Below are 25,525 nucleotides of genomic sequence, written 5' to 3'. Positions count from 1 at the left end.
GCCAGCGCGCGCCCGGAACGATACCCGCTTTCGTTTCAATGGGTTGAAGCCGGGATGGTTTTATCCCGCCAATTCAGCCGCGCCGCCTTGATGCCGGAAGGTGGCCGAGCCCCGCCCGCCAGCGCGCCACGCTTCGGCGGGTGATGCCGGCCCCTTCGGCGTTCAGCACCGCCGCCAGGCCCGTGTCGCTGACCGGATGCGCGGTGTCCTCGGCCCCGATCAGCGCGTCGATGCGGGTGCGGACCCGGTCGGCGGACCAGCCTGCACGCCCGGCCGGTCGCGAAAAGAGATCGGCAAGCGCCAGGGTCCCGCGCGGCGTATCCATGACCGCCGACGCGACGCGCCCTACGGTTGTCTCGTGCAGGTCGACCGCCTTGGCAATGTCGTGCCGCCTGAGCGGGTCAAGGCACTCCGCGTCGCGCAGGAGCCAGCGCGACTGGTGCCGCACCATCGCATGGCCCACCGCCTCCAGCGTGCGCTCGCGCGTGTCCACCATGGCCCTCAGCGCCTCCGCCCACGCGAACTGCCGGCGGAGCCGCGCCGGAGCCGTCTGCGGGCAAGCGGTCACGCTGATCTCCGCACGAGTGGCCGGGTTTACGCGCACCCTCCATTCCGTACCGTCCCGGGTCGCGATCAGGTCAGCGGCGCGGAACAGCGTCGGATCGCTCTCCGCAAATCGCTCGCCCGGCTTGGGGTCGAACCTGCGGATCGTCGCAAGATGCGCCTCCGCCTCGGCCTCTGGCATCCCCGCGGCTTCGGCAAGCGCGCCCACGCCACCCGCTTCAAACGCGTCGAGAACCGAAAGAACCCGCACCAGTTCCGCCGTCAGCACACCTTCGTCGCGCGCCTGCAGGGCCAGACACTCGGCGAGTGTGCGACCGAAAACGCCGACGGGGTCGAGACGTTGCAGAGCTGCGAGGACGGCTTTACAAAGCGCCATGTCAGCCCTGGCCGCTCTGGCGATGTCGCCAAGCCCCGCCGCCAGCCAGCCGGTCGGCTCCAAATGCTCCAGACAAACCATCGCGACGCGATGCTCCGGTTCAGAAAGCTGCAAGAGAGCGAATTGATCCGCAATATGCTGGTAAAGCGACCCGGACCGCGCCTGCGCTTGCGAAAGATCGGCCCCGCCGGTGAGGGTGAGGAACGGGTTGACGGCAGCCTGCCGCGCAAGCTCGCCCCAAACCCCCGAATTCCGGCGTGACAGAAGGCCGACCCCCTGGATGAGCCGGGGGCCGATCCGAAGCTGTGTCCGCGGGGCAATTCCGATCGCCGGTCGTAAAGCCAAACTGGATACCTCCTGCCCGCAGTCTAGGCCGGTGGCCGGTATTCGTGAACCGCGCCACCGTCGATTCGAATAGATGGCGCAGCAGTTTGCTCTCGCGGAAACGGCCATGTCTGTTCTTAGAAAGGGTTTTCTGATTGCGGGGATGTCAACGGGAATTGGCATTGTCTCTGCGGAGCACTGTTCTCTCCAGCGTCGACTATTATCGCCTCACAATGGCTTCTGGCGGCTGAACGTCTCCATATGTCGAATGCGGAGTCTGACTGGCCCCATGTTTTCGAACGAGATTGATCTGCCTTCCGTCCCACAGGGACATCGCTCCCGCTGGCTTCGGCGGAATCTTAAGTCAAGTAGCGGCCTCCTTGGCCCAATGGAATTCTTCTCCGGTCAGTAAGAAACTTTGCAACAGATCCAATCAGAACACCTCGTAAATACAGTTTCCAAGCGGTTCCGTTGCAAAGTTTGCGGTTGTTCGGAAAACTGCCTTACACGCAAAAACAGGGCGTTTCGCTCATTACTTCAGATGAGTTCAAAAGCCTCTATCACACTCGATAAGTATCCCTTATCATGTTTGATTGCCTTTGCGGGGAAATGAGCGCAAACTGAGCCCCATGGCAACGCCTCAGCCCTATCTCCCGGCCGCCTCCCCGGCCCTGTCTCAGGCCGATCAGGAGGCGCTTACCGATCTCTATATCCGCGGCACACCCGCCAACACGCTGCGCGCTTATGAGCGCGACCTGCTCTATGTGACAGCGTGGAAGTCCACACGGTTTGGGACCGCATTGGACTGGCCCGAGACCGAGGCCACGGCGCTCGCCTTCATCCTAGATCACGCCCGCGATCTCGGCGACGCGCCTGAAGACGACGTGGCGCGACAGACTGCAGAGAGGCTGATCGCGCAAGGCCTGCGAAAAAGTCTCGCCTGCCCGGCCCCATCGACGCTGGATCGGCGCATTGCCTCCTGGCTGGCGTTTCACCGGATGAAGAACCTCACCAGCCCGTTTGCCAGCCCCCAGGTGAAACAGGCCCGCGCCAAGGCGCGCCGCGCCGCCGCCCGTCCTGCGGCCCCGAAGTCGCAGCATCCGATCACCCGCGATATCCTGGAGCAGCTACTGGCCACCTGCCGGGGCTCGCGCCGCGATTGCCGCGACCGGGCGCTGCTGATGCTGGGTTGGGCTTCTGGCGGCCGTCGGCGATCCGAGATTACCGGATTGATGCGCCAGGACGTGTCGCTGAAGGAATTCAACGAGAAAAGCCTGGTTTGGATTTCACTTCTGGAGACCAAGACGACAACCAAAGGTGAAACGCCGCGGCTGGTGCTGAAAGGCCGCGCAGCCCAGGCGCTGGTCCATTGGATCGAGATTGGACGGATTAAGAACGGGCCACTGTTCAGACCAGTCTCAAAAGCGGATCGTGTGCTGAAACGTCGGCTTTCGCCGGACGCCATCTATCAGATCGTCAAACATCGCCTCCAGTTGGCCGGGTTGCCGGAGGGGTTCGCCTCGCCGCACGGTCTACGCTCGGGCTTCCTGACCCAGGCCGCGCTCGACGGCGCTCCGATCCAGGCAGCCATGCGCCTGTCGCTGCATCGCTCCATGGCCCAGGCGCAGAAATACTATGATGATGTCGATATTGCAGAGAACCCTGCGACAGACCTGCTGGGGTGAGCTGGCGCTAAACGTAGAAGGCGGTAACCCGTGGGTTACCGCCTTTAAAATCAAAAAATCTGAGCATTGGTAACCCACGGGTTACTACTCGTTCAAAACAGCTTCGAAAGCTTCAACCGCTCTCTGGAGCTTTGACCGGTCAATCGAACTAAAGTCCTGACCAGACAGTATCCTGCACTCTCCCTTTCGCGCAGTGACTTTTGAACCGCCCACGTGGAACTCATATTTCACGCTCTCGGCTTTCTCACGTCGCTTGCCACTAGCCGGTTCAGCATCAGTATCTGCCAAAAAGGCATCCAGCGCCTCGTTTTGCTCACCGGCTGTGGATGCGCGCACCAACACATCTCTTAACCCAGCAGCTGAATCCGATGACGCTCGAAGTTTACGCGCAACCTCAACGCCAAGGTTTCTGGAGACACTCTTTGGAAACGGCAACGCACCCTCAAGTTCATTGAGCAGATAAACAAAGCTGCGAATGTAAGAGCGTTTCATCTTGTGCAGGGATGAGTACAGCCTTCCCACCAAAGCTTCTGCATCCCCTGCCCCCAACTCTGAATCTTTGGAAGCAAGAATTGCGACTTGCGCCATCTCAGCAAAAGTCAGGTCCTCCCGAACAACGTTCTCCTCAACCATGTCGATGTAGAGGTCGATGCGATCGCTATGGGATTCGGCAACTCGCGCTGTAACACTGGAAAACCGTTCATCACCGGTCTCCTCAAAAAGCTGCTTAAGAGCGGTAACTCGTCTCCAACCCTTTTTGAGCTGGAAGCGACCATCCGAATCCTTATAAAGCTCTATGGGCTCTTTCTGGCCGCGTTCCTGAATAGAAGCTTTGAGTTCATCCATCTCATCGGAACTTGCGACGGACGAAAGATCCAAGCGATCTCTTGGCAGGTCTGTCGTATGAATTTCATTGATTCCGACCGCAACCAAAACTCGCCCCTCATCACGAGCTTTGCGATACTCCTTTGCATCGGAGGCATTTTGCCGTCGCTGTTCGACACGGTTCTCAGTGCTTTCATTTAAGCTGTTTGCTGCTTCGCGTACTGCAGCCCCCATTGGACCCACTTCGCGGCGGCGTGTTTTCTTGAGGTCATCTTCATCAATCGGAGTGAAGCCAAATTTGTTACCGCTCATTCTACCCGCTCCTCAACTTTAGTACGCGCCTCCCAGGCCCGTAGGACGACATCCTTAAATTCGCTGTATGCATTATCAAAGGACTGACGCGCCCGCTTCCATGTGTCCCGAGTCATCTGTCTGTAGTCTTGCTCGTAAACAGACATCTGGAACCTACCAGATTGCTCGACCGCACGTGTCATTTCGATGGGATTTTGACAGACATCGGCGCCGAAGACATTTTTGAAAGCATCCATCATCGCGACATGCAAAGAGTTGCTGGCCTCGAAGCGAGTCATGAGAACACGTATGTCATCGAACCTTTTAGGAAGCGTGATACCGGCATCCTGTGCAATACGTTCGAACCCGCTGGTTATGTCTTCCAAGGCATCGCCAAGCTGACCAAGATAACTCGTTGTGCTGTCATACTCCCAATAACCAGGACCAGACGGAATATAGAGGATGTCAGCAGCAAAGGCCGCATTCAAAGACTGGTATCCAATTGCCGGCGGGCAATCGAAAACAATCAAATCATATTGGTCGTCAGGCAACTCATCCAGATATCTTGCTACGCATCCGAAAAAACTCCATGCCTTATGAATGGACCTGTACTGAGCGGACGCAAATTCAACGAAGGCCGCGTTCGCGCAGCTCGGGATGATGTCGATCGTCGACCATGAAGTTCTTTGAATGAAGTCTTGTACACGTTGTGCGCCAATCGACTGAACATCTTCAGGCAATTCGTCGGCAGTAGGGTAGGGGCAATCTGCGGGATCATCATATTCGTCCGCGATCCGGTTCGCCTCACGGCAGAGATCGCGGCACATAATGCCCCAGACAGTATTCCACTCTCTAACTTCAGCCAGACCCATTGAATGCGTGAGTGTCGCCTGGGGGTCGAAATCCACCACCAGAACACGATAACCATCGAGCGCGGCCGCATTCGCCAAGTGCTGGGCAACGACGGTTTTGCCAACACCACCCTTAAAGTTCGAAACCGCTACTCTCATAGCCCGGCCTGCCGGTCTTTGAGGCAGAAGGCTTTTACCTCTAAATCTCAGGCGCCGTCTCAACTCATTTATCTCAGCCAGAGAAAACCATCTTTGCCGCCCATCATCTTCAGTCGCCCCTTGCGGAAGAGACGGGTCTTCGGCCAACTTCTTTCTCAAGGTGTCCGCCGGGACATCAAACATGAACTGGCTAATTTCCCAGATCGAGAATGGTCGAAGCACTTTCTCGTCAGCGGGCGAGAAAGTAGCGCGGCGGACGGCAGCCTGTTGAGCCAGGCTTCGTTCGTTCATAGCTTGAAGGTCGGTGTGGTCACGCATGGTGCTGCTCTTGTTATATCACGAATGTCTTCTAATAACGCGATTTTGGAAAACTGCAAAACGTAAAGAATGGAATTTCCGCTTTTTCACCTTCGACTCGGTAAAAACGGGAGGTATTTCGAAGGTGAAGCTATGTTTTGGTGACAGGCAGCGATCAATTACCAGATATATGGTGACACTTGACCTCCGATAGGGTGACAGCATAGTGTCACCCATAACCTATTAACCGATTTTTCTTTTGATTTTGAAGAAAGAGGCGGTCATCCTGTTTTTCAAAGCCCGTTGACAAACTACGGGATTTCATCACACTGAACCCAATTGATGGAATCGGTCGGCGAAACCGATCCGCTCGAGGCACAGTGGCAGTATCAAAATGGAAATAAAACGATTTACAGGATATCAGGCCGGTTCTCAGAAGTACGATCTTTTGACTGCAATCTCTGTTGCGGGATTGAATGGCACACCCGGTTTTCAATGTTCGATGATGCGGCTCATTGCGCTGATAACGGCCCGATACAACTGGCGCACTGATGAGCTGACCGTCGGTCAAAAAGAAATGGCCCGCCTCTGGTCCGTGGACGAACGAACCGTCAAGCGAGAAATTAAGCGGTTGACGGATTCTAATATACTTCTCCAGCTTAGGCCTGGGGTCAGAGGCCGCGTTGCAGCGTATCGACTCAACTACTCGGAAATTTACCGTCTGAGCGAACCGGTTTGGCAAAATGTTGGTTCTGATTTTGTATCGCGTATGGAGACACAAAGCCCAAAGCCAACCGAAAAGGTTGTTCATGTTCAGTTTGGGCAAGAAAGACCAGAGGCTATTGAACATGAGGGACAAGACCTTCAGGATCCATGGGGCAGGGCGCTTCGACGCCTATCAGAATCTGAAGCATTATTGTTTGAAAGTTGGTATCGCGAACTCAAATTTGTTGAAACGCAAGATCAAACGATCACCTTGCGCGCACCCAGCAAGTTCATCGCGCAATACATTCAGTCTCATCATTTGAAGCCTTTACTTGGAGCGATCCAGCTTGAGTTGGGAGGAATTCGAAAGGTTTGTTTAGTCGATTAGCAATCTAGTTTTTGTAGCCAGAACACTGTGCATTGAGACCCGAAATAGGCTGATGTTAGCCGTTGAGGTTCGTCTCGAGCATGCCAATCGTTTTCAAAATTTCATCGAACGAAGGGGTATCCCCGACTATCATCTCCTGCATCCCGGCATAGTCTCGGCGCAGTGCAGCTTCCAGTTCAGGATTCGGTAACAGTCTTAAAGATCCGGGCCTGGCATTTTCGTAGTTTGCCCAAGCTGCTTTGAAGAAGACGGACTTATGGTGTGCAACTTGATCCAGCAAGTCGATCTGTTCGAGAGCACGAGTATGAGTCTCGTGAGTGATAAGCTGAGCCATATCGTAGTAATGGCGCGACATTCGGTCTGCCAAAGGCTTGGTGATGTCTTGATGGTAGAGCATATGCAGGATCGTGGCTTTCTCCCAAAATGTGCGCTCAACGCCCAGGACTTTTACGTCAACGTCGCCAGCGCCCAGCAGGTCTGGAAAGGCCTGACGTAGATAAGGTGATATTCTGCAGGTCTCGGCTGGAAGGTGAACCCCACGAGCGCCAAATTCGAACCGCACGACCGGCTGAATGTAACGGCTATCTGCACTCGTCTTAGACGGGTAGGCGAATAGCAGAGTTTGCGCATCACTAGGATCGATCAAGAGGGAATAGTCTTGTTCTAGCGCGCCGCCAAACTTGACATTGGTTTCTTTCAGAAGCGGACCAGCGACTACTCTTGCGACAGCATCCTGAAGCTCCTGCAGCAGTTGCTTTTGTTTTTTGCCGGAAAGGGCAGGGTGCTCGGGGTCACGTTCGCCCTCGAATCCAAGCTGCGCTCGGTCGAGTGACAGATCCACGTCTTCCGAGAACCGATGGATGATGTCATAGGCCTTGGATAGCGATGTCCCACCCTTGAAGATCATGTGAGTGCCAAAAGAGGGCAGGGCGAATAGATGTTTCAGCGACCAGCAGACCCAGAAATCCTTCTCAACGATTGCCTTGGACATACCAAGCTTTGCGGCCGTTTCTTGAAACGCTTCTTCACGGTTCTTCGGAGTATCGTTGGCAAACTGGTCCAAGATCAGACCCGTGCCACGATTTGCTGCACTACCGGGTGCATCCAGGCCGGTACATATCTACTTTGTTTTGCGAGCAATGCGCGGTCCTTAATATCCAGATTGCGGGCCAGCGTGTCGACAACACGGCTATCCACCCGGTTTTTGCCAACATAGCGTAACGCCTGAAATACGGCGCCGGTTTTCTGGCCTGCACCAACTAGCGTTTTGGATGATGCATTTCGAAACTGGATGACTTGTCGACCTACTGTCTTGGTGCGGGTCGGGCCGTCGGTCATATAGGTCGGCTTGGACGGCACTTGGGTCGACAGCCCCAACTGGTTGGCTGCCATGGCAGGGGAGGGCTGTAGAACCTGATTGTCTTTGCGTGCAATCGCTTTGGCAATGTCATCGGCCGACGGAGACAACAGCCCTAATCTGGCGCTCTTTCTCGGATAGTCATAAAGCCCACGCGTTAACCGTCGGATCATCCCTTGATCCGCCAAACGCGACAATGCCTGATCCACGCTTGCGCGGGAGCCAATATCCAGAAAGTCGGTTGGCGCAAAGATTGCGCCCCGGCCTTTTCCGATGATGCGTTGTCTAATCGATGAGGTGATCATAGCTTTCTCCTAGTCAGAAAATATAGTACTTTTTTCTGACTTACAAGTTAGGAGAATGTCTGGGTGTTTTTGTAAGTTGGGCGGATTGCAGACTTTCTCTGCGAATGCGAACTCCTACGGCTTAGAGAGCAAGAGCGGACATTCAAATCTTGATTTCGCAGGTTGGCACCAGAGCTGAGCAATCATCTTAGTATAAGCGAGCCGGCGGTTGATCTCTTTGGTTGGCAATCGACAACCTGGATGATCACGAACCGTCTTAAGACCAGATTTGAGCTGGCCTTAACCCAGTTGAAAACACAGAGTAATTAGGTCACCAAGCAGACCTCAATGAAGATCTTTTCTGCAGTTACTGAGGCAGATGCGGAGCTCGTCGATCAATTTGCGATATGCGCTAGAAACATCTGCAAACTTGTTTTCCTCATGAGTTCCCGGATTCAGAAGTTTGCCAATACACGCGTTTAACTCATTGGAACAGTTCTCAAAAGTTGTAGAAAAAACAGAATGAGATGTGTACACGTGATTGTCCGCTCGTTGGCACAACACCTCCATCTCTGAAACTGTTGCAAAGAACTCGCCTATGGTTTCACCCAACACATCGGTGCTCATGCCGGACAACCTGACAGCAAGTTGAGCTGGCCGGACTTCCTGCTCAAAATTGTTGAGAAGCTCAAGAAATGGTGAGTAAATTTCGTCTCTGAACATTTCCCACTGCTGATCTCTCTTTCGCCGACTACTGCCGCTAAAATACTGAATGCTATTCCAGATAAGCGCTATAGAAATGCCGATGGCAGCTAAAACCGCCTTTAGATCCCAAAATGGTTTGTTAGCGCTTGTGGCCAGGTTCACGCACTCGGATACAGCCTCGCAAACCTGATTGGCAATTGCAGTCAAAGAAATCTAAACCTTTAGAAATAAATACTTAGTTGTACGTTTCAGAGCACAACTTCACCCCGAAGTGCAGCTGCTTTGATATGAACTCAGGAACGGATTTGAACTGGTAGTGAGACAGAAGTTTGCCTTCCCCCAATTTTGCATAGCTCTCCCCGAACATCCCGCAGAAAAAGGATGGACTCACATTGTAGACTTCCTTAGGCACCAAAACGGTGATGGGGCCTTCAACGTTGTCGAGCTCGTCAAGCTTGAAATGCAAACGAGCACGCTCACCAGCTTCTTTACCGGAGAGGTTTCGAATTTTACCGCCGTGAGTTCTTTCCGCTAAATCAAGAGTCATCATTAAGTGCCTCCATTGTTTCGGGATCGAGGGTGAATCGGACAGCTATTACCGTACCTGGGAATTGGACGTCTAGGTCAAAAACATGTTCATTCGAGGGCGGTCTTTCAATATTTTGGGCTGGATTAAAGTACTGGGTACGCCCAGTCCCCTCTCCGTCAAGTCGATGGAAGCCACAATAATCGCCTCTAAACATTACGCAACTCTTACCAGATAGAACCGTAATTTTTGGCTTCTTGGCCTCAACGTCACTGAGCGAGAGAGCATTTGTAACTTCTACGATTGTCATCATGCCTTTGCCGCCGGCATTGTCTGGTTTGGACGAAATGTTGTCCTGCATGGCAAATGCTGTAGCGAGGGTTTCTTTGCTGCAACCAGACTTCGATTTGTGCCGCTTTTGATAACCCAGGATTTGGTTTTTCACGTCTAACGACGGAGTCGTCATGACCGCATCACATATCGGTCGACCTCTGTTTACAAATGCAAGATGACAATCATACCAGTGATCCAATGAATAGCTAGGGTAGGCTTTCCCGTCCTCATCAACTCTGCGCCTAGCCATAAAGCCTGCGACCACCCAATCGCCGTTTCCGCCGTCCTGGCTATGTCGTTCCGCGTTGTTAAGCGTCTCTGTAGCAATGTTGGAAATTTGACCCATGGCCTCACCAGAAAGTGTTCTGGGTTCGGGTAAAGCAGCGAGCCATTCGTTAACCGCATCAACCAAGCGGTCTGATAGCTTTTGGAACGAAATACTCTCTCCTGCTACAACTGATGTGTCTGATTGCGGGTGCCTCCTTTGAAGCGAAAATGGCCAGACGTCTAGTCGATCATGCCCATTTTTAAAGGGCTCAATCCCTAAGAAATCTCTAAGCTCTACTGCTTCAATTACCTTTTGGGTACCGCGAGATATTTTTCCCCCGGTGATGAAGGGTGCCATTCGGCTACTCAGAAGACCGAGTAGCAAGTAGGGAGAAACATCAAGTACTCTTTCGTCGTCAAAATTTAAACGAGCACTCTTGGCGATCCCTTCAAACCGAACAATGTCGGCCAAGGTTTTGAGAGTTGATTTTGGATCATCAAGCAAAGAAAAGTTTCTCGCCGAAATCGAAGTTGTGAGCTTTCGGTTCGACGGCGATATCCAGCGCCTTGCTCGCTTAGGTAGGAAGCTATTAAGCAATGGGCTTTCCTGATACTCGGCATGGAGCATTTCTTGCTGTTGCAACAAGAGGTGTTCTCTTTGATGCTTGGATCGTACCTTCTTTAATTTGCGCACAGCGGCGATAGCCGCTCGGCGCGTGTAGCCTGAAGCTATCAATCTCTCACGATGAGCTCTGGATAGACGAGCGAAATCTCGGTTTGAGAGAGATTTGATCTGTTCCTGAGTTATCTCACCAATGCCGGCAGGCCAAACTGCTTCAAATGTATAATCTTCCAAAATCAAATGGCCTTTTGGTCCCCGCGAGAAATATCATCACTCGATTGCTCCGCAGGGCTCGTAAACGTTAGTGGCGAACAGAAGTTTCGCCTTGCGCGGGAAACAGCTAAAGACAACATACGGGCTAGTCAAATCGAAAACAGCTAAACTCCGCTGGGTCAAAAAGGTTGGCAGAAAACTCTTTCAACTTTGAATTTTCACTTGCAACCTTGTCTTGGATGACTGTGATACATTGCCAAAAAGATGCTCCATCACATACGAGTGCTTTCTGTGCCAGCATTCAGTTGCTGCGCTAGAAAAAGTCAGCTCCGCCTGTTGACTGTCTGTGCGTTCACTTAGAAATCGTACTGCGGCACCGAATGACTGGAAAGCAGGCTGCAATCACAGCCTAGCAAGACCCCGACGAGTGTCAGCTAAGGGCGGTGTGTTCACTAAGGGTAAAATCTTACCATTGCCGCCAACTTAGTCCCATTGTTGCGGCGATAGCTTCAGGACACCCTGCCTGAACGCGGCTGCGATACGCGCGAACAGATAGCCCGTTTTCCAGCGCGACTACCTCCCATTCATCATCTGGATCATGAGCTATTTCCTGCACGCCTTCAGTTGCTGCCCTTTCACCCGACCAGCCTCGTTTGAGCCGTTGTCTGAAAGTTTGGAATGCAATCCCATTTTCTTCTGCAACCGGCCAAGCTGGAAGGCCGTTCTCTAATTTAGCCAAACCATCACGGCGCCGATTTTCGAAAGCTCCACGATCATACGGATATTGGGTATGTTCGCAGTGAACCGTCCAAATCTTTGCTCCACTCTCAGTGTCCTCTTCTAAACTCACGGCTGAAGTATCATTCAAAGGAAATGGCTTCAGGCCATAGCGGTAACATAGCCACCAGGCATCTTCGCGACTTACCGCTTTGCCGATTGTGTGGCCGCCCGATGGGGCAACAGAATGGATCATAAATTTTCCGTTTCAAAATGGTGTGAGAAGTTCGCATTGAGCAATCCTTGATCACATGTAAGCATTCAAGACCACGAGGCAAGCAATGTGCGCCGTCATTTATTCACGATCAAAATTGGCTTGTGCATCTCAGATCTGTTGGTTTGACCGAGTAAAAATTTCAGGCGTGCGGCGAACGTCCGGAAAGTGGTTGCAAACACAGAAGCCGAACGAAGATCTCAAAGTCGGCTTTGGGCCGACCAACGCGGCAATTCTCCTGAAGCAACAAAGGTGCTCAAACGCCATGTTTTTGAAGCATTGACCGGCTTCAGGACATCCGAGTCCTGTGAAAAATTGATTGGACAAAACATCGAATGATCGTTGGAATTGAACCCGTTGCAACCTGGGAGGATGCCATGAACCGCATGACAGCAAAAGACTTCGATCAGGAACTGTTGGATCTCTACGACTTCTACGCACACGGCAGGATCACCAAGCGCGAATTCCTTGATAAGGCAGGAAAGTTTGCCGTAGGCGGTGTAACGGCGATGGCGCTGCTGAACATGCTCAGTCCGAACTACGCGATGGCGCAGCAGGTTTCATTCAATGACCCTGATATTCACGCGGATTACATCATGTATCCGTCTCCAAATGGGACGGGGGATGTGCGCGGGTATCTCGTGCGTCCTGCAAATGCCGAAGGCCGTTTGCCCGCAGTTTTGGTTATCCACGAGAATCGCGGGCTTAACCCCTATATCGAAGATGTTGCCCGTCGTTTGGCGAAGGCCGGGTTCATGGCGCTTGCACCTGACGGATTGACCTCGGTCGGCGGATATCCTGGAAACGATGCGGATGGCCGTGAATTGCAGCGGACGGTTGATCGTACAGAGCTCATGAACGACTTCTTTGCAGGGTTCGAGCATTTGCTTGCTCGCGATGACAGCACCGGAAAAGTGGGAGCGGTTGGATTCTGCTATGGTGGTGGCGTTGTGGGTGCGATCTCAGTTGCCTATCCTGAGCTTGCCGCCGGCGTACCGTTTTATGGCCGTCAACCGGCCTCAGCAGATGTTCCCAAGATTCAAGCCCCCCTCTTGGTGCAAATGGGCGAATTGGATGAGCGCATCAATGCGGGATGGCCGGATTTTGAGGCCGCTCTGAAGGCAAACAACAAGACCTATGAGGCCTACATCTACGAAGGGGCCAATCACGGTTTCCACAACGATAGCACGCCCAGATACGATGAGGCGCAAGCCGCGCTGGCCTGGGAACGCACATTGGGATGGTTCAACTCCTATCTGGCGTAGGCGAACAGCAACGTGATCCAGAATATTCGATGGCTTTGGGCCTGCGCGTTTCTTTCTCTGGGGGCAGGGCTCGCTGCGGCACAAGATGTTGAACTGGAACTGGTCTTGCTCGCCGACGCTTCAGGTTCGATTAGTGAGGCCGAGATTGCATTCCAAAGGGAAGGTTACGCACAGGCGATGACTGATCCCCGTGTGCTGTCTGCGATCTCAAACTCAGCATACGGTGCCATCGCCGTAACCTATGTCGAATGGGCCGCGAACACCGCTGTCGTTGTCGATTGGATGAAGATTGATGGTCCTGAGAGCGCGTCTGAATTCGCCGCCGCGCTCTCGGGCGCGGGGCGCAATGCCTTTGGTCGAAACGCCATCGGCGCGGCTCTGCTCGATGGCAAACGATTGATTGAGAACAATTCATATGAAGGCTGGCGCAAAGTCATCGACTTCTCCGGGGATAGCCCAAATAGCTTCTCTGGCCCACCTATAGAATTGGCCCGGCAAGAGGTGATTGCAGCAGGGATTACCATCAACGCATTGCCCATTCTGTGTCGGTTCTGTGATACGCCCGCGCGATACCCGGACCTTGGCGCGATCTACGAAGAACTGATTATCGGTGGACAGGGCGCATTTGTTGTAACCGCAAAGAGCGAAGAAGACCTGGCCCAAGCGATCCGGCGCAAACTTATCCTAGAGATTTCTGGAGACCTTTCGGATACGAACCTGGCGCAGAATTAGGATCATTTTTTCACTCCTTCGCGCTCGCAGCGAATAACCGCAAAGCGGGTGCGACTGCAGCATTCGAGAACTAATTCGAGTGGCCGGTATGGGCCGATCTCCCAACAAGTTGTGGAAAGAAATTACGGGAGCACCTTAGATCTCAGCGTTATCGCTCAGATTGAACCAAGTTGGCTATGCTAATTCGCTGATCATCGATTTCAGATGGCGCATGTCGGTACCGCAGCATCCTCCAAATACTTGAATCGACGGATTCTGCTGCGCAATCGCGGCAATCTGTTTACCAAGTTCAATTGGATCGCCTTCGTCCAGCTCATCCGCTTCGTCAAGTTCCGCATGCGAGCAACTCGAAGCGTTCGCCACAAGGCCTCTCAGCCGGGGGTGGTTGCCAATCGCTCCGGCGAAATGGGTAGGGTGAGCGCAGTTGACCATAAAAAACAGCGCCGCCGAGTCGGTTGCCGCGTCGATTTGGTCTATGCCGTCCAATAGTTTGGTTCCGTCTGCCAGGCACCCGTCTGTTTCAACAACCAGAGACATAATGATCGGCAGTTCAGCGTCTCGAGCGGCGAGAATGCATCCTGCGGCCTCGCTTGGACGGTTGAATGTATAAGCGGTGACCAGATCGACGCTTGTGTCCTTCAGGCTGTGCATTTGAGCGGCGTGGTATTGACGTGCATCTTCGACGGTTCCCGGCGGGATGTCGGCGTAAGGATCATAGCGCGGGCCGATACAGGCCGACACCAGTACATCGTCGCGAGCGGCAGCTTGGCGCACGTCTTCCATTAGACTAACCGCATCTTTGTTCACCTCAACGAGCCGTTCTGCATCGTACCCCAAGGGCGCTGCCCGGTCGGCGTTCGCCATCCATGTGGGCGCATCAAGGATGCATCCGACATTCATTTCACGGGCCAGATCGACAAGAGCCTGCATTTGACCGGCCAGTATTGCCCTGGTGCCAGGTTCTTCCAGCAATGGAAACGACGCGAAACCGGGTAGCTCGACTCCATGATTGAATATCAGGTCGGTGCCAGTGCCGGCGTAAACCAGAAAGGTCTTGTCACCTTCGAGTGGGAACTGTCGCGCCATTCTGATCCACGCCTATTGCCGTTACCTCTGCACAAGAAACCTACATTGTCTCGGGCTTCCTGTGTACCTTAGGACTGCGACAGGGTGTATTCCGTCACTCTGATCCCCACGCCAGGCCATACACCCGGCCATGTCTCGGTCGAAATCACCAGTGGCGACCGGTGCGCTCTGATAACAGGTGATGCAATCCATACAACCGCCCAGTGCTGGCATCCCGAGTGGCATTTTACGTTTGATTCCGATGCTGAGATGGCCGTGACATCCCGTCGGAAACTGTTGGAAAGCGCCTCGTAAACAGGATGTATTGTGCTGGGAAACCACTTCGCTTTGCCGTCTATTGGTCGGGTGAAGGCGGACAACGACGCGTTTCGCTGGGAGGGCTAGCCCAGATTGTATATTGATGCACGCGGGTCTGTTGCCGGATGGCGGCTGACGTGAAAGTTCGACGCGCCGCGCAGCTTACAGGCAATGATCGGCGAAACTAAATCTCGAACCCATTGGGCTATGTCACATTCCCTTGAATTCTTGTTTCACAAGCTTTCTCTATTCACCGTTTTGTGAAAGCCTGAAGCGGTTATGATTGACAGAGTGTGCAATTTTCAGAAAACAGTGGTTCTTTCTGAACTCCAATCAGCTCTCTTGGACGGAATTTGTCATCACTGTGAGGTGACAAGTTCGGAACTGGCCAAGCGTGGAGAGGTGCTGGAGATATGTGGTCAAGAGTACTGTTTCGATTATGAAACCGGTGTGTCCACGGAGACTGAAATTTTGTTGTGCCCCAGCTGTCACGAGGCAAACCATCTGGACGCGCAGCGACAGCATAACCCTTGCCACATATCTGCAAGACGCAGCCGGGAAAACATGGGTTAGTCGATGGGTTCTGGAGGCGAAGCTTTGGAACGGTTTTTGCAAGAACCATCGCTGGTCCAATTTCGGTAGTCTGACAATCCGAGCTCGTCCCACATCCAGCTGAAATCATAGTCTGCAACAGGAGAGCCGGTCTGGCGCGCGCTGCGGTTTTTGATTGTCTTCAGCCAGTCTATGACTTTCTTCCTGCCCGCCGTGGTGCGAGCGGCCTGGCGCGGGGTCTTGCCATCCAGGGCCGGGATCGGCTGATCAAGCGTGTCACGGTAGTGATGGTCGATATGTTCGTGGGCAATCTGATGGGCAAGGGCAGGGGGGATGTCCTCTTCTTCTGCCACTTCGCTCTCCAGGCTGTCATCCGCCATCATCTGTTCGACGGTCTGGATTGATGTCAGCGGTGACTTCACCAGATCCCCCAGTAGGTCCCGGACCAGGGCTTCGCCGCGTGCGGCGCGCGCTGCAGAATTTACAGAAAGCGTGAGTGTTTTGCCTTTCAGGTTCAGGGACCCAAGCACGGACGCCCCTGACATTGACCTGTCCAATTCGAGGCCGGTGCCGCGCTTGTTGCCGGCCGGGATGTCGACGGCAAGCCAGGTCCAATCCTTCTGACCAGAGATCACGAGCTCTGCAGACTGGGACAGTTTTTGCGAGACCTGGCTTTGCGTCACCTTGCTGGCGAGGGGAAAGCGCATCTCATGAAAGAGCAGGTCGTCACCATCGCTGTTGCTGATTTGTGGTGGTTCCGGGTCCAGCAGGTTCGGCAGATGTGCGAAGAGCCAGGCATTGGTGAAGAGGGGTGCGGAGCGGTGTAGCTGATCCTGTGTCAGTCTCAGCTCATCGTCGGGGTTCAATTTCAACACGGAGCGGAGCCCGTCTTCAAAAAAAGCCACGGTGTCCGGCTCAAAGGGCAGTAGAGCCCCCGAGATCACGTTATGACCCCCCTGCGCGACAACCCGAGCTGCGATGCGATCCCATCGCTGTAGCATCTGCGTTGCGCTGTGTTCCCGGACGGTGACCGGCTCTGCGTCCGAAAGCAGGTCGCGCAATACCATGGATTTGCCGGGGTCTATCTCGCTCACCTCATAAAGGCTGATCGGCGCGTCCCGCAAACCCTCGATATAGGCGCGGGTCTGCGCACTCTCTTTGGAACCGCTCCCTTTCAGATAGGCATCTACAGCGTTTTCGGCGTCCGGTCCGAATGTCCTGCCCAGCAAGTCTTCCAGGCCACCGCCACACAGAACCATTGGCCAATCCTCGCCCAGCAGGTCGCCCAGATCCTCGAAATCGAGATCAAAGGCTTCGAGACTTGGCAGAAAATGCTCGTCCAACACACCCGCGAGCCGCTCGTGCCAAATCTCGTCACGGGTGATAAACCGAATGAACCCACCAAGATCGTTCCCCGTTGTCATTTTCAGCTTCTCCCTGTTTACCGGACAGAGGCGATCTAGCGCAGATTGCAACCGCCAGCCAGACCACAAGCTTGTGCGGAACTGCGTTACATAGAGGGTCTCGTCACGGCGAAGGCTATGTCTTTGGCTCCCGCCCAAAAAGCTCTGTGAAAAGTTCTTTGGATCGGTGCAGGCCTTGATCGGTCAACACTACCGACTTTGCCTTTCCAACCGGATCCAGGATCAACCCCTTCCGGTGCAGGCGGTCAAGCGCGTCCCAGTCAAAGCCTTTCCATGCGCGGCGCTCGTCATGCAGCGTCAACCAGAGCAGCGCCAGGACTGCCTCATCCACTTTGTTTTCATCTACGTCCATAACCACAGCGGACGCGACAAGGGGCGGGTTCGTCAACCCTGATCCGGCGCCTGGAGGGCATGCAAATATCTTCAACTCGCATATGGTGCAACCAGATTGATGAGGCCGGGTGAAACCCGTGCCGCCTCACATCGCGGGTATGAATCGCTCCCGGCGAATAGATATCGCATTGTCATTGGACAGCTGGGCTGTGCCAAGCAATACTGGGAGCATGGAGCTGACAGACACCACACCTGTCCACCTGATCCATGTAGACCCTGACGTCAACATGGCACGGTTCTACGGAATAGAGTTGCAGCCGACGCTGTTTGGTGAAGTTTCCGTTCTTCGCACCTGGGGACGTATTGGCACAAACGGGCAAGCCATGATGGTGACGTACGATGACGAAGCCCAGGCTGCTGACGCGCTCCATATACTTGAAAGACAAAAACGTCGCCGAGGCTATGTTCCGGTTGGAGCATAGGCGATTGATCCCATGGTTAGATGATGCGGCTTATTCAATGGAACGGTACGCAGCAAGGCATGTGTGAAAGCACCGCATCTGAGGTTCTTCCAACGTGGCAAGGCAACGCCAAAGGTGCCAAACCAACGCGATATTGTTCAAGGTTTGTTGCTATCGATCCAGCGGGACATCAGAGTGCGATCCCGAAAGCACTCGTCCGGAACAGGACTGCGCTTGATCCGGGCGATGCGTTCCGCAAATGCCACCTGCTTCGAGCTTGGCCTTGTATCGCGAACGCGAGGTGCTGATCTCTGCGTGTCGATCCATTGGCTCATCGCGCGCCGATCTTGCTGGATTTCCCATGGCAAAACGACGTTTTGTTGCTCTGCCAACTTGCGTGCATAGGCAAGTTGCTTGGCCGTTGCAGGCAGTGCTGTCTGTGTTTCTGAACTGGCAGATCCGGACATGTGTTCTTCCCTTTGGCAGCGTCGCTAAAGACTAGAACAAAAGGGGTTCAAAAGCAAGTATATTGTGGGTGTTGAGCAGCCAAATACCACATATGGTGTTTCTGCCGATAGAGGGTAACACGCGTGCTCTTGTTTTCTGATAAGACCACGCAAACGGTGAATTGAGATCCGCGCGAGGCGCGCGGCTCGCATTGATTATTGGACAGGACAGGGGATCGACGCGCTAAAGCGCGCTCACCCCGGCCCTGGCATTGTCCAATAGTGGGGCTGCTGTGACCGGCAGGCCGGTTCCATCATCCCGATCCGCCCGCATCCTGTGTCGGGTCGGTCAAGGGGCCAGCGCCGCGCGGTGCGCGTCGTCTCCATGTCAAAAAACCCGGTTCCTCCCACGCGCAAGCGCGCGGTTCCCTCCCATTTTTTTGCCACTCCGACCCCGTGACAGTCCCGCCCCAGGCCACCGGCAGGGCTCTGCCCTTCCTGTTCTGCCAGCCGAAAGACACGGGGTCTTTCAGCTAACAGATCAGAAGGCCGCGCCCATTAGCGGATAGCCGGGAAACATCGGCAACCGCATCGCCACGATAAGGAGACGCCACGAATGGCTGATTTTGATATTAATATCACTGCAACTTACTCCCCCGAGGACAACAAAATCCGTTTGTATGCCTCGGAGCGGTTGGACGCCGACGCATACGAGCGCGTCAAAGCCGCAGGCTTCAAGTGGGCACCTAAACAGGAATTGTTCGTTGCCCCCATGTGGACCGTTGCCCGCGAAAACCTTGCGCTTGAATTGGCAGGCGAGATTGAACCCGAAGAAACCACAATGGCCGAACGGGCGCAGATCAAAGCGGATCGCCTGGACGGGATCGCACAGAAACGCGCCGAACAGGCAAACGCATTTCACCGGGCCGCTGACGAACTGTCCCGCGCATTCGAATTTGGTCAGCCTATCCTTGTCGGGCATCACTCCGAGCGCAAAGCCCGCAAGACTCAAGAGCGGATGCACAACGCAATGGACAAAGCCGTTAAAGCTCATGGCGCTATCGGTTATTGGCAATATCGCGCGGTAGGTGTCGAGCGTCATGCAAACCGGAAGAATGACCCCAAGGTGCGCGCGCGCCGGATCAAGAAACTACTGGCCGAGCTGCGCGACCTTCAGCGCCGGTTGAACGCTGCGCATAAAGCCTTGGCAATGTGGGAGAGCGCGACCACTGACAAGCAAATCAGCTTCATACTGGGCCGCAGCACTTCGGTGCCTTATGGTCTCTATTCGGCAGTCGCAGACGGCAAGACCACACCGGTAGAGGCCCGCGCGCAGTGCATCGAGGCTGCAAAACGCACTATCGAGAATGACAACCTGTCCCGCTGGATCACTCACACCTTGAACCGCCTTTCATATGAACGCGAAATGCTGGGCGATGTGCCACGTTTTGAAGGTGAGATTACGCCGACCCTGTTGCAAATGTTTGTCCGCGAACATGGCGCAGACAAACCAAAGGGGAAAAAGGTCGATGACGATCTGTTTTCTGTGGAATGTGACGCCCCGTTGCCCGCTCATGTGGCCGATGGCAGCACCGTCGAGCTATCCGCCGACGAGTGGCGCGACTTGATGCAGTCTTGCGGGTACGTGCCGCCCGAAAAGAAACCGGCAAAACCGCCTATTCTGAATTTCAAAGCGCAGAGCGGCAAATTTTTGGTTCGCAACCCGTGGAATAGAACAGTCGAGTTTGTTCCGCAGGTGGAAATGACCAAGGCCGATTTTGCCAAGATTGGCACCGACTACAGGGGAACGCGGCTTTCAGCTTGTGGCGCTTTCCGGGTGCGGATCGCACCGAACCCGAACCACGAAGGGCCGCGTTTCTCGGCTGGGTGGGCTGCTATCCTTATCACCGATCAAAAGCAGCATGACGCCCCTGCCGATTTTGACGAGGAAATTGCACAATGACCCGTCATTGGGAAACCCACCTTTACACCTACGCTGTCGCGCTCACTCAGGGCGCGGCAATCCTGCCCGAAAATTTGCAGGGGATGCGGCAAAAGGCCATCAAACACGGTCACACAGAGGGCGAATGCCAGATCGTTGAAGCTGACCCGATGGAATACGTTCAAGAGGGATTTTCGCGCCTGTCCGTTCTGGGCAAGGCGGTCACAATGCGCCGTTTGATGGAGACCGGAATCGAGGCAAACACGGCGCAACGGATAGTCAACCAAGCCACGAACGCCCTTGAAGTTGAAAGGCTGGGACGATGACTCAGAAACGGCCAAGCATCTACTACCGCCCAAACAAGCCCCTAACCATTCCGGTTAGGGTGCGGCATGACGCGCCCCAACTGGACGAGCTGAAGGCCCCCGAGGTTATCGCCGTTGACAAGTTCACCGAATGCCACGTGACGCCCGATCCTGTAGCCGCGCGGATGGTTGGTTATCTCGGGCCGCAAGGTGACTATCTGACATTGGAGCCAAGCGCCGGGACCGGCCAGCTCGCAAAGGCGCTGATTGGATCAGGTCACAGCACTTGCGAATTAACTATGATCGAGCGCCACAACACGCTTGCGGCAAAGCTGCGCGCCATTGGCCCCACGATCAACCGTTGTTTTCTTGAGTATGCGGAGGAAGTCAGAGGCCGCGCGCAGTTTCCCCGTATCATCATGAACCCGCCTTTTAAGCAGGTACGCGCCCACATCGAGGCGGCTTTGTCCCTGCTAGGGCAGGGTGGGCATGACGAACCGGCAACCCTTGTTGCCCTGGTCCCTGTCACATTCCACCACGACGAGGCCGAAGAACTCGAAACCTTGCCGCCAAACACTTTTTCGACGGCCAGCGTTCACACGAAAATCATCAGAATCCGCCGCTGAGGGAAAGCCGATGTCTACAAAACCAATTGTCAGTATCGCTTGCGATGCAATTCAGTTTTTCGAAATCGACTTGCCGGATGGAACGGACCCAGAAACCTACGCCGATTCAGACGAAGCCCGCGCACAGTTTGCGGACTTGGTTTCGTCTGGCTTCATAGACTTTCAGCTTGTGCGCCGGTTCGACAATGACGGAAAGGAAGTTTAACAGTGTTTTGCGCGTTGCGACCGCGACGCGCAATCCTCTGAAACCCATCAATTAGGCTATTTTTGTAGTAACAAATATTGCGCCTTGAACCTATTTAGTGTAGTAACAATATATGAAGATCGAATATGACCCAGCGAAACGCCAGACGACCCTTGAAACTCGCGGTTTGGATATGGCGCAAGCCGGGGAAGTATTTGAGGACGCACATATAACGGTTGAAGATGACCGCCGCGACTATGGCGAAACACGCAACATCACCATCGGGTTCTTAGGTGGTCGAATGGTTGTTGTGGCTTGGACGCCGCGCGGCACGTCGCATCGAATTATCAGCATGAGGAAAGCCAATGAACGAGAGCAAAAAGCATACGGCCCCGTACTTGGGCGATGAAGCTGACGACGATCTGCCGGACCTGTCGCAACCCTATTGGACTGAAAGGTTAGCCAAGGCCCCGGTTTCACGCGGCAGGCCCAAAGCCGAAGTTACCAAGGTTTCTACAACCATCCGTTTGGACCCTGAAGTATTGGAGGCGTTCAAAGCCGATGGCAAAGGCTGGCAAAGCCGAATGAATGAAGCACTGCGAAAGGCAGCGGGTCTGTGATGACCCGGCTTTATCATCGGGTCAATCTGGCGGGTTACAGTGGTTGGATAATGCCCCGGCCACTTCGCCGCTTTTTTGCCCGGTCCCAAGTTCATCGGGCATGGCTCAGCGGTCGCGATGGCTGCTTAATTGAGGCGGGCACGCATTACGGCCCAGCAAATCCCAATCCAAGCTAACCAGCTCAATCGGTTTTGGTGTCCCGGCGAACCGGGGCCAATTGCCCCGATTAGCCAGGACCGCGCGCTGCCCGCGCGCGGGGCCGCCATCGCGGCCGGAGCGGATCGCCTTTAACCTCTGCAGAACCCGTGCTAACTGCACTAAGCCGACGGCAATCGGCAAAAACGCTCTTATGAGCGAGTCGGCCCGATCGTTGCCGCGAGTCTGGGCCGACTGCCATTCTCTCAAACCTCTGATTTCTACACTCAGCCCCAGGTCGCACCCTCCATTGCGAACCTCTGTTTTTCGCGCGCCTGTCTTAGATCTGTCCCGATGAAAATAAGCGGCCAAAATACACGCCGCGCAGACCAGTAAACACCAAGCTCTTCGGGGCGCGTGCCGCGCGTGTTGACTAGTCTGCTTTCCCGCCGTGTCCGTGAGCGCGAATTTTCAACAGGAGACAGACATGAAATACATTCGCAAAAAATCAAAACAGCTTCGCAGGCTGGCAGCTCGTCGCCTTAGAGCAGTGAGAAAACAGCTTCAAAAGATCGACTTGAGCCTCAGCATCGAGGTCAACTTGATCGTCATCAAGATCACATTCACGGCCAAACGCCGGGAGCCATAGTTCCGGGCAAATCCCGCGCCTATGGGCGCGTGACCGCGTGCTAGTCGGACGCCGGCACACCGGCCTCCGACCCGAACCAATCACGTCCTTTCTCCCTTCGGCCCGGGTAGCGGTGAATCTGTCTCGTCCCGAGCCAGCTTAACCGAGGCCAAATGGTCGCCAGGACATGCTTGTCTCGGCCCAAAGGGTAACGCCCGCTTTTGCAATAGGTCTGGGAGATCCGCGCGCGGTGCGCGGCTCGCATTGATTATTGGACAGGGCAGGGGATCGACGCGCTAAAGCGCGCTCACCCCGGCCCTGGCATTATCCAATAGTGGGGCTGCTGTGACCGGCAGGCCGGTCCCATCATCCCGATCCGCCCGCATCCTGTGTCGGGTCGGTCAAGGGGCAAGCGCCGCGCGGTGCGCGTCGTCTCCATGTCAAAAAAACCGGTTCCTCCCACGCGCAAGCGCGCGGTTCCCTCCCATTTTTTTGCCACTCCGACCCCGTGACAGTCCCGCCCCAGGCCACAGGCAGGGCTTCGCCCTCCTGTTCTGCCAGCCGATAGATGCGGGCCATCTATCAGCTAACAGATCAGAAGGTCGCGCCCATTAGCGGATAGCCGGGAAACATCGGCAACCGCATCGCCACGAAAGAAAGAGTTGTCATGACTGAATATCGTCTTGGATCATCGGATTTGGTTCATACCCCCGGTCTAATTGCATGGGCCATCAACGGGTATCACTTCGCAGATGATCGTCCGGTCCTGCTGAACAGCATGTGCCAGAGCTTCCCATCTGTCCCAGCCACCGCCATCGAACAGCTTTTGTCCAAGGCCGTGCCGTACACGGTCGAGGATGAAATGGTCATTTTCAGCGTGGACGAATAGTCCGGTTCTGAAACGGCCAATGCGCAACTTGCGCACGAAAGGAGGTGAACACCATGAGCATTGAAATGATCGAACAGCGTAAGCGTGAAGCCTATGCGCTGATCAAAAAGGGAGGTCTCTCCGCCAAGATCGGCCTCGCCTTCTTGAAAACTCAAGCTGCCGCCTAAGCGGCCTCGCTCTACCCCGCAAGGGGTGGGGCACCAATAACAAAAACTTAGCTTTGAGACAAGGACTTGCCCAATGAGCAAACTCGAAACATTCACCGCACCGGAAATCATCGAAACCGTTGCACTGTCCGATCTGCACCTGTCTGAAATCAACCCGCGTCAGGAAGTAGCCGACGAAGGCATTGCCCTGCTGGCAGAAAGCCTCGTCACATGCGGCCTAATCCAGAACTTGAGCGGTCTGCGCGATAAGGACGGTAAAGTCGGCATCGTCGCAGGTGGTCGCCGTTTCCGCGCCCTCAACATCGCTGTGACCGAACGCCCCGATTTGGCGCAGGTGCCGGTCAAGATCACCGATAACCCCTTTGTGGCCGAGCAATGGGCCAATGCCGAGAACACAGCCCGCGAAGAACTGGACCCGATTGACGAGGTTCGCGCCTACGGGAAAATGGCCGCGAAATCCCTTTCTGTTGGCAAGATCAGCAACGCATTCGGCGTGACCGAGGCGCATGTGCGCCGCCGCCTCGCGCTGGCCGATCTGCCTGATCCTGTCTTGGATGCCGTGAAAGCCGGTGAAATCAGCCAAGGCATCGCCAAGGCTATGACCATCTGTGACGACGAGGCCAAAATCCTTGAAGCACTGGAAGGTGTTAAGACCGGGCGGTTGTACAATGAATACTATGTGCGCCAAGCCCTGACACCGGAATCCGTGCGCAACACAGACCGCAAAGCAAAGTTTGTTGGTCAGGATGCCTTTGAAGAAGCTGGCGGAACCGTCACCAGCGATTTGTTCCAGAATGAAACCCTGTTCAAAGACCCTGAATTGCTGGAACGCCTGTATTCTGAGAAGCTGGACGCCGAAGCCGAAAAGCTGCGCGAGGCGGAAGGTTGGGCATGGGCCATGACCACCGACGACAGCAATCCCTATTTCTACGAAGTTCGGGATGCTCACGGGGTTGCCCAAACACCAGTGGTTGAAGGTGTATTGACCGAGGAACAGACCGAGCGGTTTGACGAACTGGCCGAGCTTGAAGAAGGCGATGCGCTGGATGAAGCCGGTCAAGCCGAACTGGATGCTCTGCAAAAGGTTCTGGATGGTGAATATGAGCCAGAGCAGAAAGCGATTGCAGGGATCATGGTTTTTGTCCGTCACAATGGCGAAATCTCTGCTTTGCGTGGCCTCATTAAGCCCGAGGATCAGGAAGCGGCTATTGAACAGGAGTTCATCGAAGCCCCCTCAAAACCTTCTAAGCCCACCGCGCCGGAAGCTGAGAAACCGGCATTCTCGCAGAAGTTCATCGACGACATGAAAGCGATCCGGCTGGCGGCTGTTCAGACGGCCATGCTGGACAAGCCCGAATATGTTCTGAGCCTGTTTGCCTTCTATGCGACACCGGCATCCGGTCACTACACCAGCCTGTTCGGGTTCGGCTACGGCGGAGCGGAGAACAACACGCCCGAGATTGACGACCAGTTTGACCTTGATCCGCGTCTTGGCGGTGAGCGGGATGAGGCAGCAGAGGAAGCCTACAACCAGTTTCAGGAAATGGCTGGGAAAGGCAGCATCGAAGCCTTCAAGGCATTCCGCGATCTGGGCAAGAAAACCCGCAACGGCGAAATCACCGCGTTTCTCGCGCGGCGCTTTACAACCCAGCAGGCCGACTTCATGGCTG

Annotated in this window: 28 protein-coding genes; 15 read left to right on the top strand and 13 right to left on the bottom strand. The window is 54.7% G+C overall.

The window, feature by feature from the left end; all coding sequences use genetic code 11:
• Positions 1–73 precede the first annotated feature (73 nt).
• Positions 74–1,285, bottom strand: coding sequence for an RNA polymerase factor sigma-54 (locus ACR0AU_RS20530; RefSeq protein WP_480796197.1), 1,212 nt, complete (start codon positions 1,283–1,285; stop codon positions 74–76).
• Between the two features lie 608 nt (positions 1,286–1,893).
• Here ACR0AU_RS20530 and ACR0AU_RS20525 point away from each other — a divergent pair.
• Positions 1,894–2,949: a tyrosine-type recombinase/integrase gene (locus ACR0AU_RS20525; protein WP_480796196.1), complete on the top strand. Its 1,056-nt coding sequence runs from the start codon at positions 1,894–1,896 to the stop codon at positions 2,947–2,949.
• Positions 2,950–3,033: 84 nt separating this feature from the next.
• Here the strand turns inward: ACR0AU_RS20525 and ACR0AU_RS20520 are convergent, their stop codons facing one another.
• Positions 3,034–4,086 (bottom strand): ParB/RepB/Spo0J family partition protein, encoded by a 1,053-nt coding sequence (locus ACR0AU_RS20520; protein WP_480796195.1) that lies wholly within the window; start codon positions 4,084–4,086, stop codon positions 3,034–3,036.
• Positions 4,083–5,393: an AAA family ATPase gene (locus ACR0AU_RS20515; protein WP_480796194.1), complete on the bottom strand. Its 1,311-nt coding sequence runs from the start codon at positions 5,391–5,393 to the stop codon at positions 4,083–4,085. The genes ACR0AU_RS20520 and ACR0AU_RS20515 overlap by 4 nt, the downstream gene beginning before the upstream one ends.
• 373 nt (positions 5,394–5,766) lie before the next feature.
• On the opposite strand from ACR0AU_RS20515, the gene ACR0AU_RS20510 reads away from it, so the two are divergent.
• Entirely contained in the window at positions 5,767–6,465 is a 699-nt protein-coding gene (locus ACR0AU_RS20510) for a DnaA N-terminal domain-containing protein (protein ID WP_480796193.1), read from the top strand.
• A 55-nt stretch (positions 6,466–6,520) separates the two neighbouring features.
• Here the strand turns inward: ACR0AU_RS20510 and ACR0AU_RS20505 are convergent, their stop codons facing one another.
• The 6 genes from ACR0AU_RS20505 to ACR0AU_RS20480 form a co-directional block, all read right to left on the bottom strand.
• Entirely contained in the window at positions 6,521–7,528 is a 1,008-nt protein-coding gene (locus ACR0AU_RS20505) for a nucleotidyl transferase AbiEii/AbiGii toxin family protein (protein WP_480796192.1), read from the bottom strand.
• 2 nt (positions 7,529–7,530) lie between these two features.
• Positions 7,531–8,127 carry a DUF6088 family protein gene (locus ACR0AU_RS20500; protein WP_480796191.1) on the bottom strand — a complete coding sequence of 199 codons (597 nt, stop codon included), beginning with the start codon at positions 8,125–8,127 and terminating at the stop codon, positions 7,531–7,533.
• Between the two features lie 324 nt (positions 8,128–8,451).
• Positions 8,452–9,018 carry a hypothetical protein gene (locus tag ACR0AU_RS20495; RefSeq protein ID WP_480796190.1) on the bottom strand — a complete coding sequence of 189 codons (567 nt, stop codon included), beginning with the start codon at positions 9,016–9,018 and terminating at the stop codon, positions 8,452–8,454.
• A gap of 28 nt (positions 9,019–9,046) precedes the next feature.
• On the bottom strand, positions 9,047–9,361 hold the full coding sequence (locus tag ACR0AU_RS20490; protein WP_480796189.1) for a hypothetical protein: 315 nt from the start codon (positions 9,359–9,361) through the stop codon (positions 9,047–9,049).
• Entirely contained in the window at positions 9,348–10,793 is a 1,446-nt protein-coding gene (locus ACR0AU_RS20485) for a hypothetical protein (RefSeq protein WP_480796188.1), read from the bottom strand. Before ACR0AU_RS20485 ends, ACR0AU_RS20490 begins: the two co-directional genes overlap by 14 nt.
• Before the next feature lie 445 nt (positions 10,794–11,238).
• Positions 11,239–11,745 (bottom strand): hypothetical protein, encoded by a 507-nt coding sequence (locus ACR0AU_RS20480; RefSeq protein WP_480796187.1) that lies wholly within the window; start codon positions 11,743–11,745, stop codon positions 11,239–11,241.
• 395 nt (positions 11,746–12,140) lie between these two features.
• Between ACR0AU_RS20480 and yghX the strand changes: the two genes are divergently transcribed.
• Together yghX and ACR0AU_RS20470 are read left to right on the top strand one after the other, a co-directional pair.
• Positions 12,141–13,028 (top strand): YghX family hydrolase, encoded by an 888-nt coding sequence (gene yghX, locus ACR0AU_RS20475; RefSeq protein ID WP_480796186.1) that lies wholly within the window; start codon positions 12,141–12,143, stop codon positions 13,026–13,028.
• Between the two features lie 12 nt (positions 13,029–13,040).
• On the top strand, positions 13,041–13,760 hold the full coding sequence (locus ACR0AU_RS20470) for a DUF1194 domain-containing protein (protein ID WP_480796185.1): 720 nt from the start codon (positions 13,041–13,043) through the stop codon (positions 13,758–13,760).
• Positions 13,761–13,934: 174 nt separating this feature from the next.
• On the opposite strand, the gene ACR0AU_RS20465 is transcribed toward ACR0AU_RS20470, so the two are convergent.
• Positions 13,935–14,846 (bottom strand): homocysteine S-methyltransferase family protein, encoded by a 912-nt coding sequence (locus tag ACR0AU_RS20465; RefSeq protein WP_480796184.1) that lies wholly within the window; start codon positions 14,844–14,846, stop codon positions 13,935–13,937.
• A gap of 84 nt (positions 14,847–14,930) precedes the next feature.
• On the opposite strand from ACR0AU_RS20465, the gene ACR0AU_RS20460 reads away from it, so the two are divergent.
• Positions 14,931–15,140: an MBL fold metallo-hydrolase gene (locus ACR0AU_RS20460; protein WP_480796183.1), complete on the top strand. Its 210-nt coding sequence runs from the start codon at positions 14,931–14,933 to the stop codon at positions 15,138–15,140.
• A gap of 572 nt (positions 15,141–15,712) precedes the next feature.
• Here the strand turns inward: ACR0AU_RS20460 and ACR0AU_RS20455 are convergent.
• Both ACR0AU_RS20455 and ACR0AU_RS20450 read right to left on the bottom strand, forming a co-directional pair.
• Positions 15,713–17,119, bottom strand: coding sequence for a DUF7986 domain-containing protein (locus ACR0AU_RS20455; protein ID WP_480796182.1), 1,407 nt, complete (start codon positions 17,117–17,119; stop codon positions 15,713–15,715).
• A 115-nt stretch (positions 17,120–17,234) separates the two neighbouring features.
• On the bottom strand, positions 17,235–17,507 hold the full coding sequence (locus ACR0AU_RS20450; RefSeq protein ID WP_480796181.1) for a DUF6429 family protein: 273 nt from the start codon (positions 17,505–17,507) through the stop codon (positions 17,235–17,237).
• A 175-nt stretch (positions 17,508–17,682) separates the two neighbouring features.
• Here ACR0AU_RS20450 and ACR0AU_RS20445 point away from each other — a divergent pair, with 175 nt between their 5' ends.
• Positions 17,683–17,934 (top strand): WGR domain-containing protein, encoded by a 252-nt coding sequence (locus ACR0AU_RS20445; RefSeq protein WP_257601408.1) that lies wholly within the window; start codon positions 17,683–17,685, stop codon positions 17,932–17,934.
• A gap of 137 nt (positions 17,935–18,071) precedes the next feature.
• Here ACR0AU_RS20445 and ACR0AU_RS20440 read toward each other — a convergent pair whose 3' ends face one another.
• Entirely contained in the window at positions 18,072–18,380 is a 309-nt protein-coding gene (locus tag ACR0AU_RS20440; protein ID WP_480796180.1) for a hypothetical protein, read from the bottom strand.
• Positions 18,381–18,975: 595 nt separating this feature from the next.
• Here ACR0AU_RS20440 and ACR0AU_RS20435 point away from each other — a divergent pair.
• The 9 genes from ACR0AU_RS20435 to ACR0AU_RS20395 all read left to right on the top strand — a co-directional run.
• Positions 18,976–20,322 carry a DUF3560 domain-containing protein gene (locus ACR0AU_RS20435; protein ID WP_480796179.1) on the top strand — a complete coding sequence of 449 codons (1,347 nt, stop codon included), beginning with the start codon at positions 18,976–18,978 and terminating at the stop codon, positions 20,320–20,322.
• The gene (locus tag ACR0AU_RS20430; RefSeq protein WP_480791291.1) at positions 20,319–20,627 is read left to right on the top strand and encodes a hypothetical protein; all 309 of its coding nucleotides are present in this window, start codon (positions 20,319–20,321) and stop codon (positions 20,625–20,627) included. Before ACR0AU_RS20435 ends, ACR0AU_RS20430 begins: the two co-directional genes overlap by 4 nt.
• On the top strand, positions 20,624–21,232 hold the full coding sequence (locus ACR0AU_RS20425) for a hypothetical protein (protein ID WP_480796178.1): 609 nt from the start codon (positions 20,624–20,626) through the stop codon (positions 21,230–21,232). The genes ACR0AU_RS20430 and ACR0AU_RS20425 overlap by 4 nt, the downstream gene beginning before the upstream one ends.
• Before the next feature lie 10 nt (positions 21,233–21,242).
• Positions 21,243–21,437: a hypothetical protein gene (locus tag ACR0AU_RS20420; RefSeq protein ID WP_480796177.1), complete on the top strand. Its 195-nt coding sequence runs from the start codon at positions 21,243–21,245 to the stop codon at positions 21,435–21,437.
• A 112-nt stretch (positions 21,438–21,549) separates the two neighbouring features.
• The gene (locus ACR0AU_RS20415; protein WP_480796176.1) at positions 21,550–21,825 is read left to right on the top strand and encodes a BrnT family toxin; all 276 of its coding nucleotides are present in this window, start codon (positions 21,550–21,552) and stop codon (positions 21,823–21,825) included.
• Positions 21,782–22,036, top strand: coding sequence for a BrnA antitoxin family protein (locus ACR0AU_RS20410; RefSeq protein ID WP_480796175.1), 255 nt, complete (start codon positions 21,782–21,784; stop codon positions 22,034–22,036). Before ACR0AU_RS20415 ends, ACR0AU_RS20410 begins: the two co-directional genes overlap by 44 nt.
• A 622-nt stretch (positions 22,037–22,658) precedes the next feature.
• Positions 22,659–22,820, top strand: a complete 162-nt coding sequence (locus tag ACR0AU_RS20405; RefSeq protein ID WP_267367431.1) for a hypothetical protein — start codon at positions 22,659–22,661, stop codon at positions 22,818–22,820.
• Positions 22,821–23,466: 646 nt separating this feature from the next.
• Positions 23,467–23,688 carry a hypothetical protein gene (locus ACR0AU_RS20400; protein WP_480796174.1) on the top strand — a complete coding sequence of 74 codons (222 nt, stop codon included), beginning with the start codon at positions 23,467–23,469 and terminating at the stop codon, positions 23,686–23,688.
• Between the two features lie 240 nt (positions 23,689–23,928).
• On the top strand, positions 23,929–25,525 hold a 1,597-nt coding region (locus tag ACR0AU_RS20395), incomplete at its 3' end, for a ParB/RepB/Spo0J family partition protein (protein WP_480796173.1).

This window comes from Ruegeria sp. CG1 (assembly GCF_056537265.1).
The sequence above is the reverse complement of the archived record's forward strand: the minus strand, read 5'-3'. Positions and strand labels throughout refer to the sequence as shown.

Excerpts from the sequence above, each read along its gene's own strand:
- ACR0AU_RS20405 (WP_267367431.1), top strand. The coding sequence starts at position 22,659 with ATGAAATACATTCGCAAAAAATCAAAACAGCTTCGCAGGCTGGCAGCT.
- ACR0AU_RS20480 (WP_480796187.1), bottom strand. The coding sequence starts at position 11,745 with ATGATCCATTCTGTTGCCCCATCGGGCGGCCACACAATCGGCAAAGCG.
- ACR0AU_RS20465 (WP_480796184.1), bottom strand. The coding sequence starts at position 14,846 with ATGGCGCGACAGTTCCCACTCGAAGGTGACAAGACCTTTCTGGTTTAC.
- ACR0AU_RS20440 (WP_480796180.1), bottom strand. The coding sequence starts at position 18,380 with ATGTCCGGATCTGCCAGTTCAGAAACACAGACAGCACTGCCTGCAACG.
- ACR0AU_RS20490 (WP_480796189.1), bottom strand. The coding sequence starts at position 9,361 with ATGATGACTCTTGATTTAGCGGAAAGAACTCACGGCGGTAAAATTCGA.
- ACR0AU_RS20510 (WP_480796193.1), top strand. The coding sequence starts at position 5,767 with ATGGAAATAAAACGATTTACAGGATATCAGGCCGGTTCTCAGAAGTAC.
- ACR0AU_RS20420 (WP_480796177.1), top strand. The coding sequence starts at position 21,243 with ATGTCTACAAAACCAATTGTCAGTATCGCTTGCGATGCAATTCAGTTT.
- ACR0AU_RS20415 (WP_480796176.1), top strand. The coding sequence starts at position 21,550 with ATGAAGATCGAATATGACCCAGCGAAACGCCAGACGACCCTTGAAACT.
- ACR0AU_RS20520 (WP_480796195.1), bottom strand. The coding sequence starts at position 4,086 with ATGAGCGGTAACAAATTTGGCTTCACTCCGATTGATGAAGATGACCTC.
- ACR0AU_RS20525 (WP_480796196.1), top strand. The coding sequence starts at position 1,894 with ATGGCAACGCCTCAGCCCTATCTCCCGGCCGCCTCCCCGGCCCTGTCT.
- ACR0AU_RS20500 (WP_480796191.1), bottom strand. The coding sequence starts at position 8,127 with ATGATCACCTCATCGATTAGACAACGCATCATCGGAAAAGGCCGGGGC.
- ACR0AU_RS20435 (WP_480796179.1), top strand. The coding sequence starts at position 18,976 with ATGGCTGATTTTGATATTAATATCACTGCAACTTACTCCCCCGAGGAC.
- yghX (WP_480796186.1), top strand. The coding sequence starts at position 12,141 with ATGAACCGCATGACAGCAAAAGACTTCGATCAGGAACTGTTGGATCTC.
- ACR0AU_RS20445 (WP_257601408.1), top strand. The coding sequence starts at position 17,683 with ATGGAGCTGACAGACACCACACCTGTCCACCTGATCCATGTAGACCCT.
- ACR0AU_RS20430 (WP_480791291.1), top strand. The coding sequence starts at position 20,319 with ATGACCCGTCATTGGGAAACCCACCTTTACACCTACGCTGTCGCGCTC.
- ACR0AU_RS20410 (WP_480796175.1), top strand. The coding sequence starts at position 21,782 with ATGAACGAGAGCAAAAAGCATACGGCCCCGTACTTGGGCGATGAAGCT.
- ACR0AU_RS20455 (WP_480796182.1), bottom strand. The coding sequence starts at position 17,119 with ATGACAACGGGGAACGATCTTGGTGGGTTCATTCGGTTTATCACCCGT.
- ACR0AU_RS20400 (WP_480796174.1), top strand. The coding sequence starts at position 23,467 with ATGACTGAATATCGTCTTGGATCATCGGATTTGGTTCATACCCCCGGT.
- ACR0AU_RS20425 (WP_480796178.1), top strand. The coding sequence starts at position 20,624 with ATGACTCAGAAACGGCCAAGCATCTACTACCGCCCAAACAAGCCCCTA.
- ACR0AU_RS20515 (WP_480796194.1), bottom strand. The coding sequence starts at position 5,393 with ATGCGTGACCACACCGACCTTCAAGCTATGAACGAACGAAGCCTGGCT.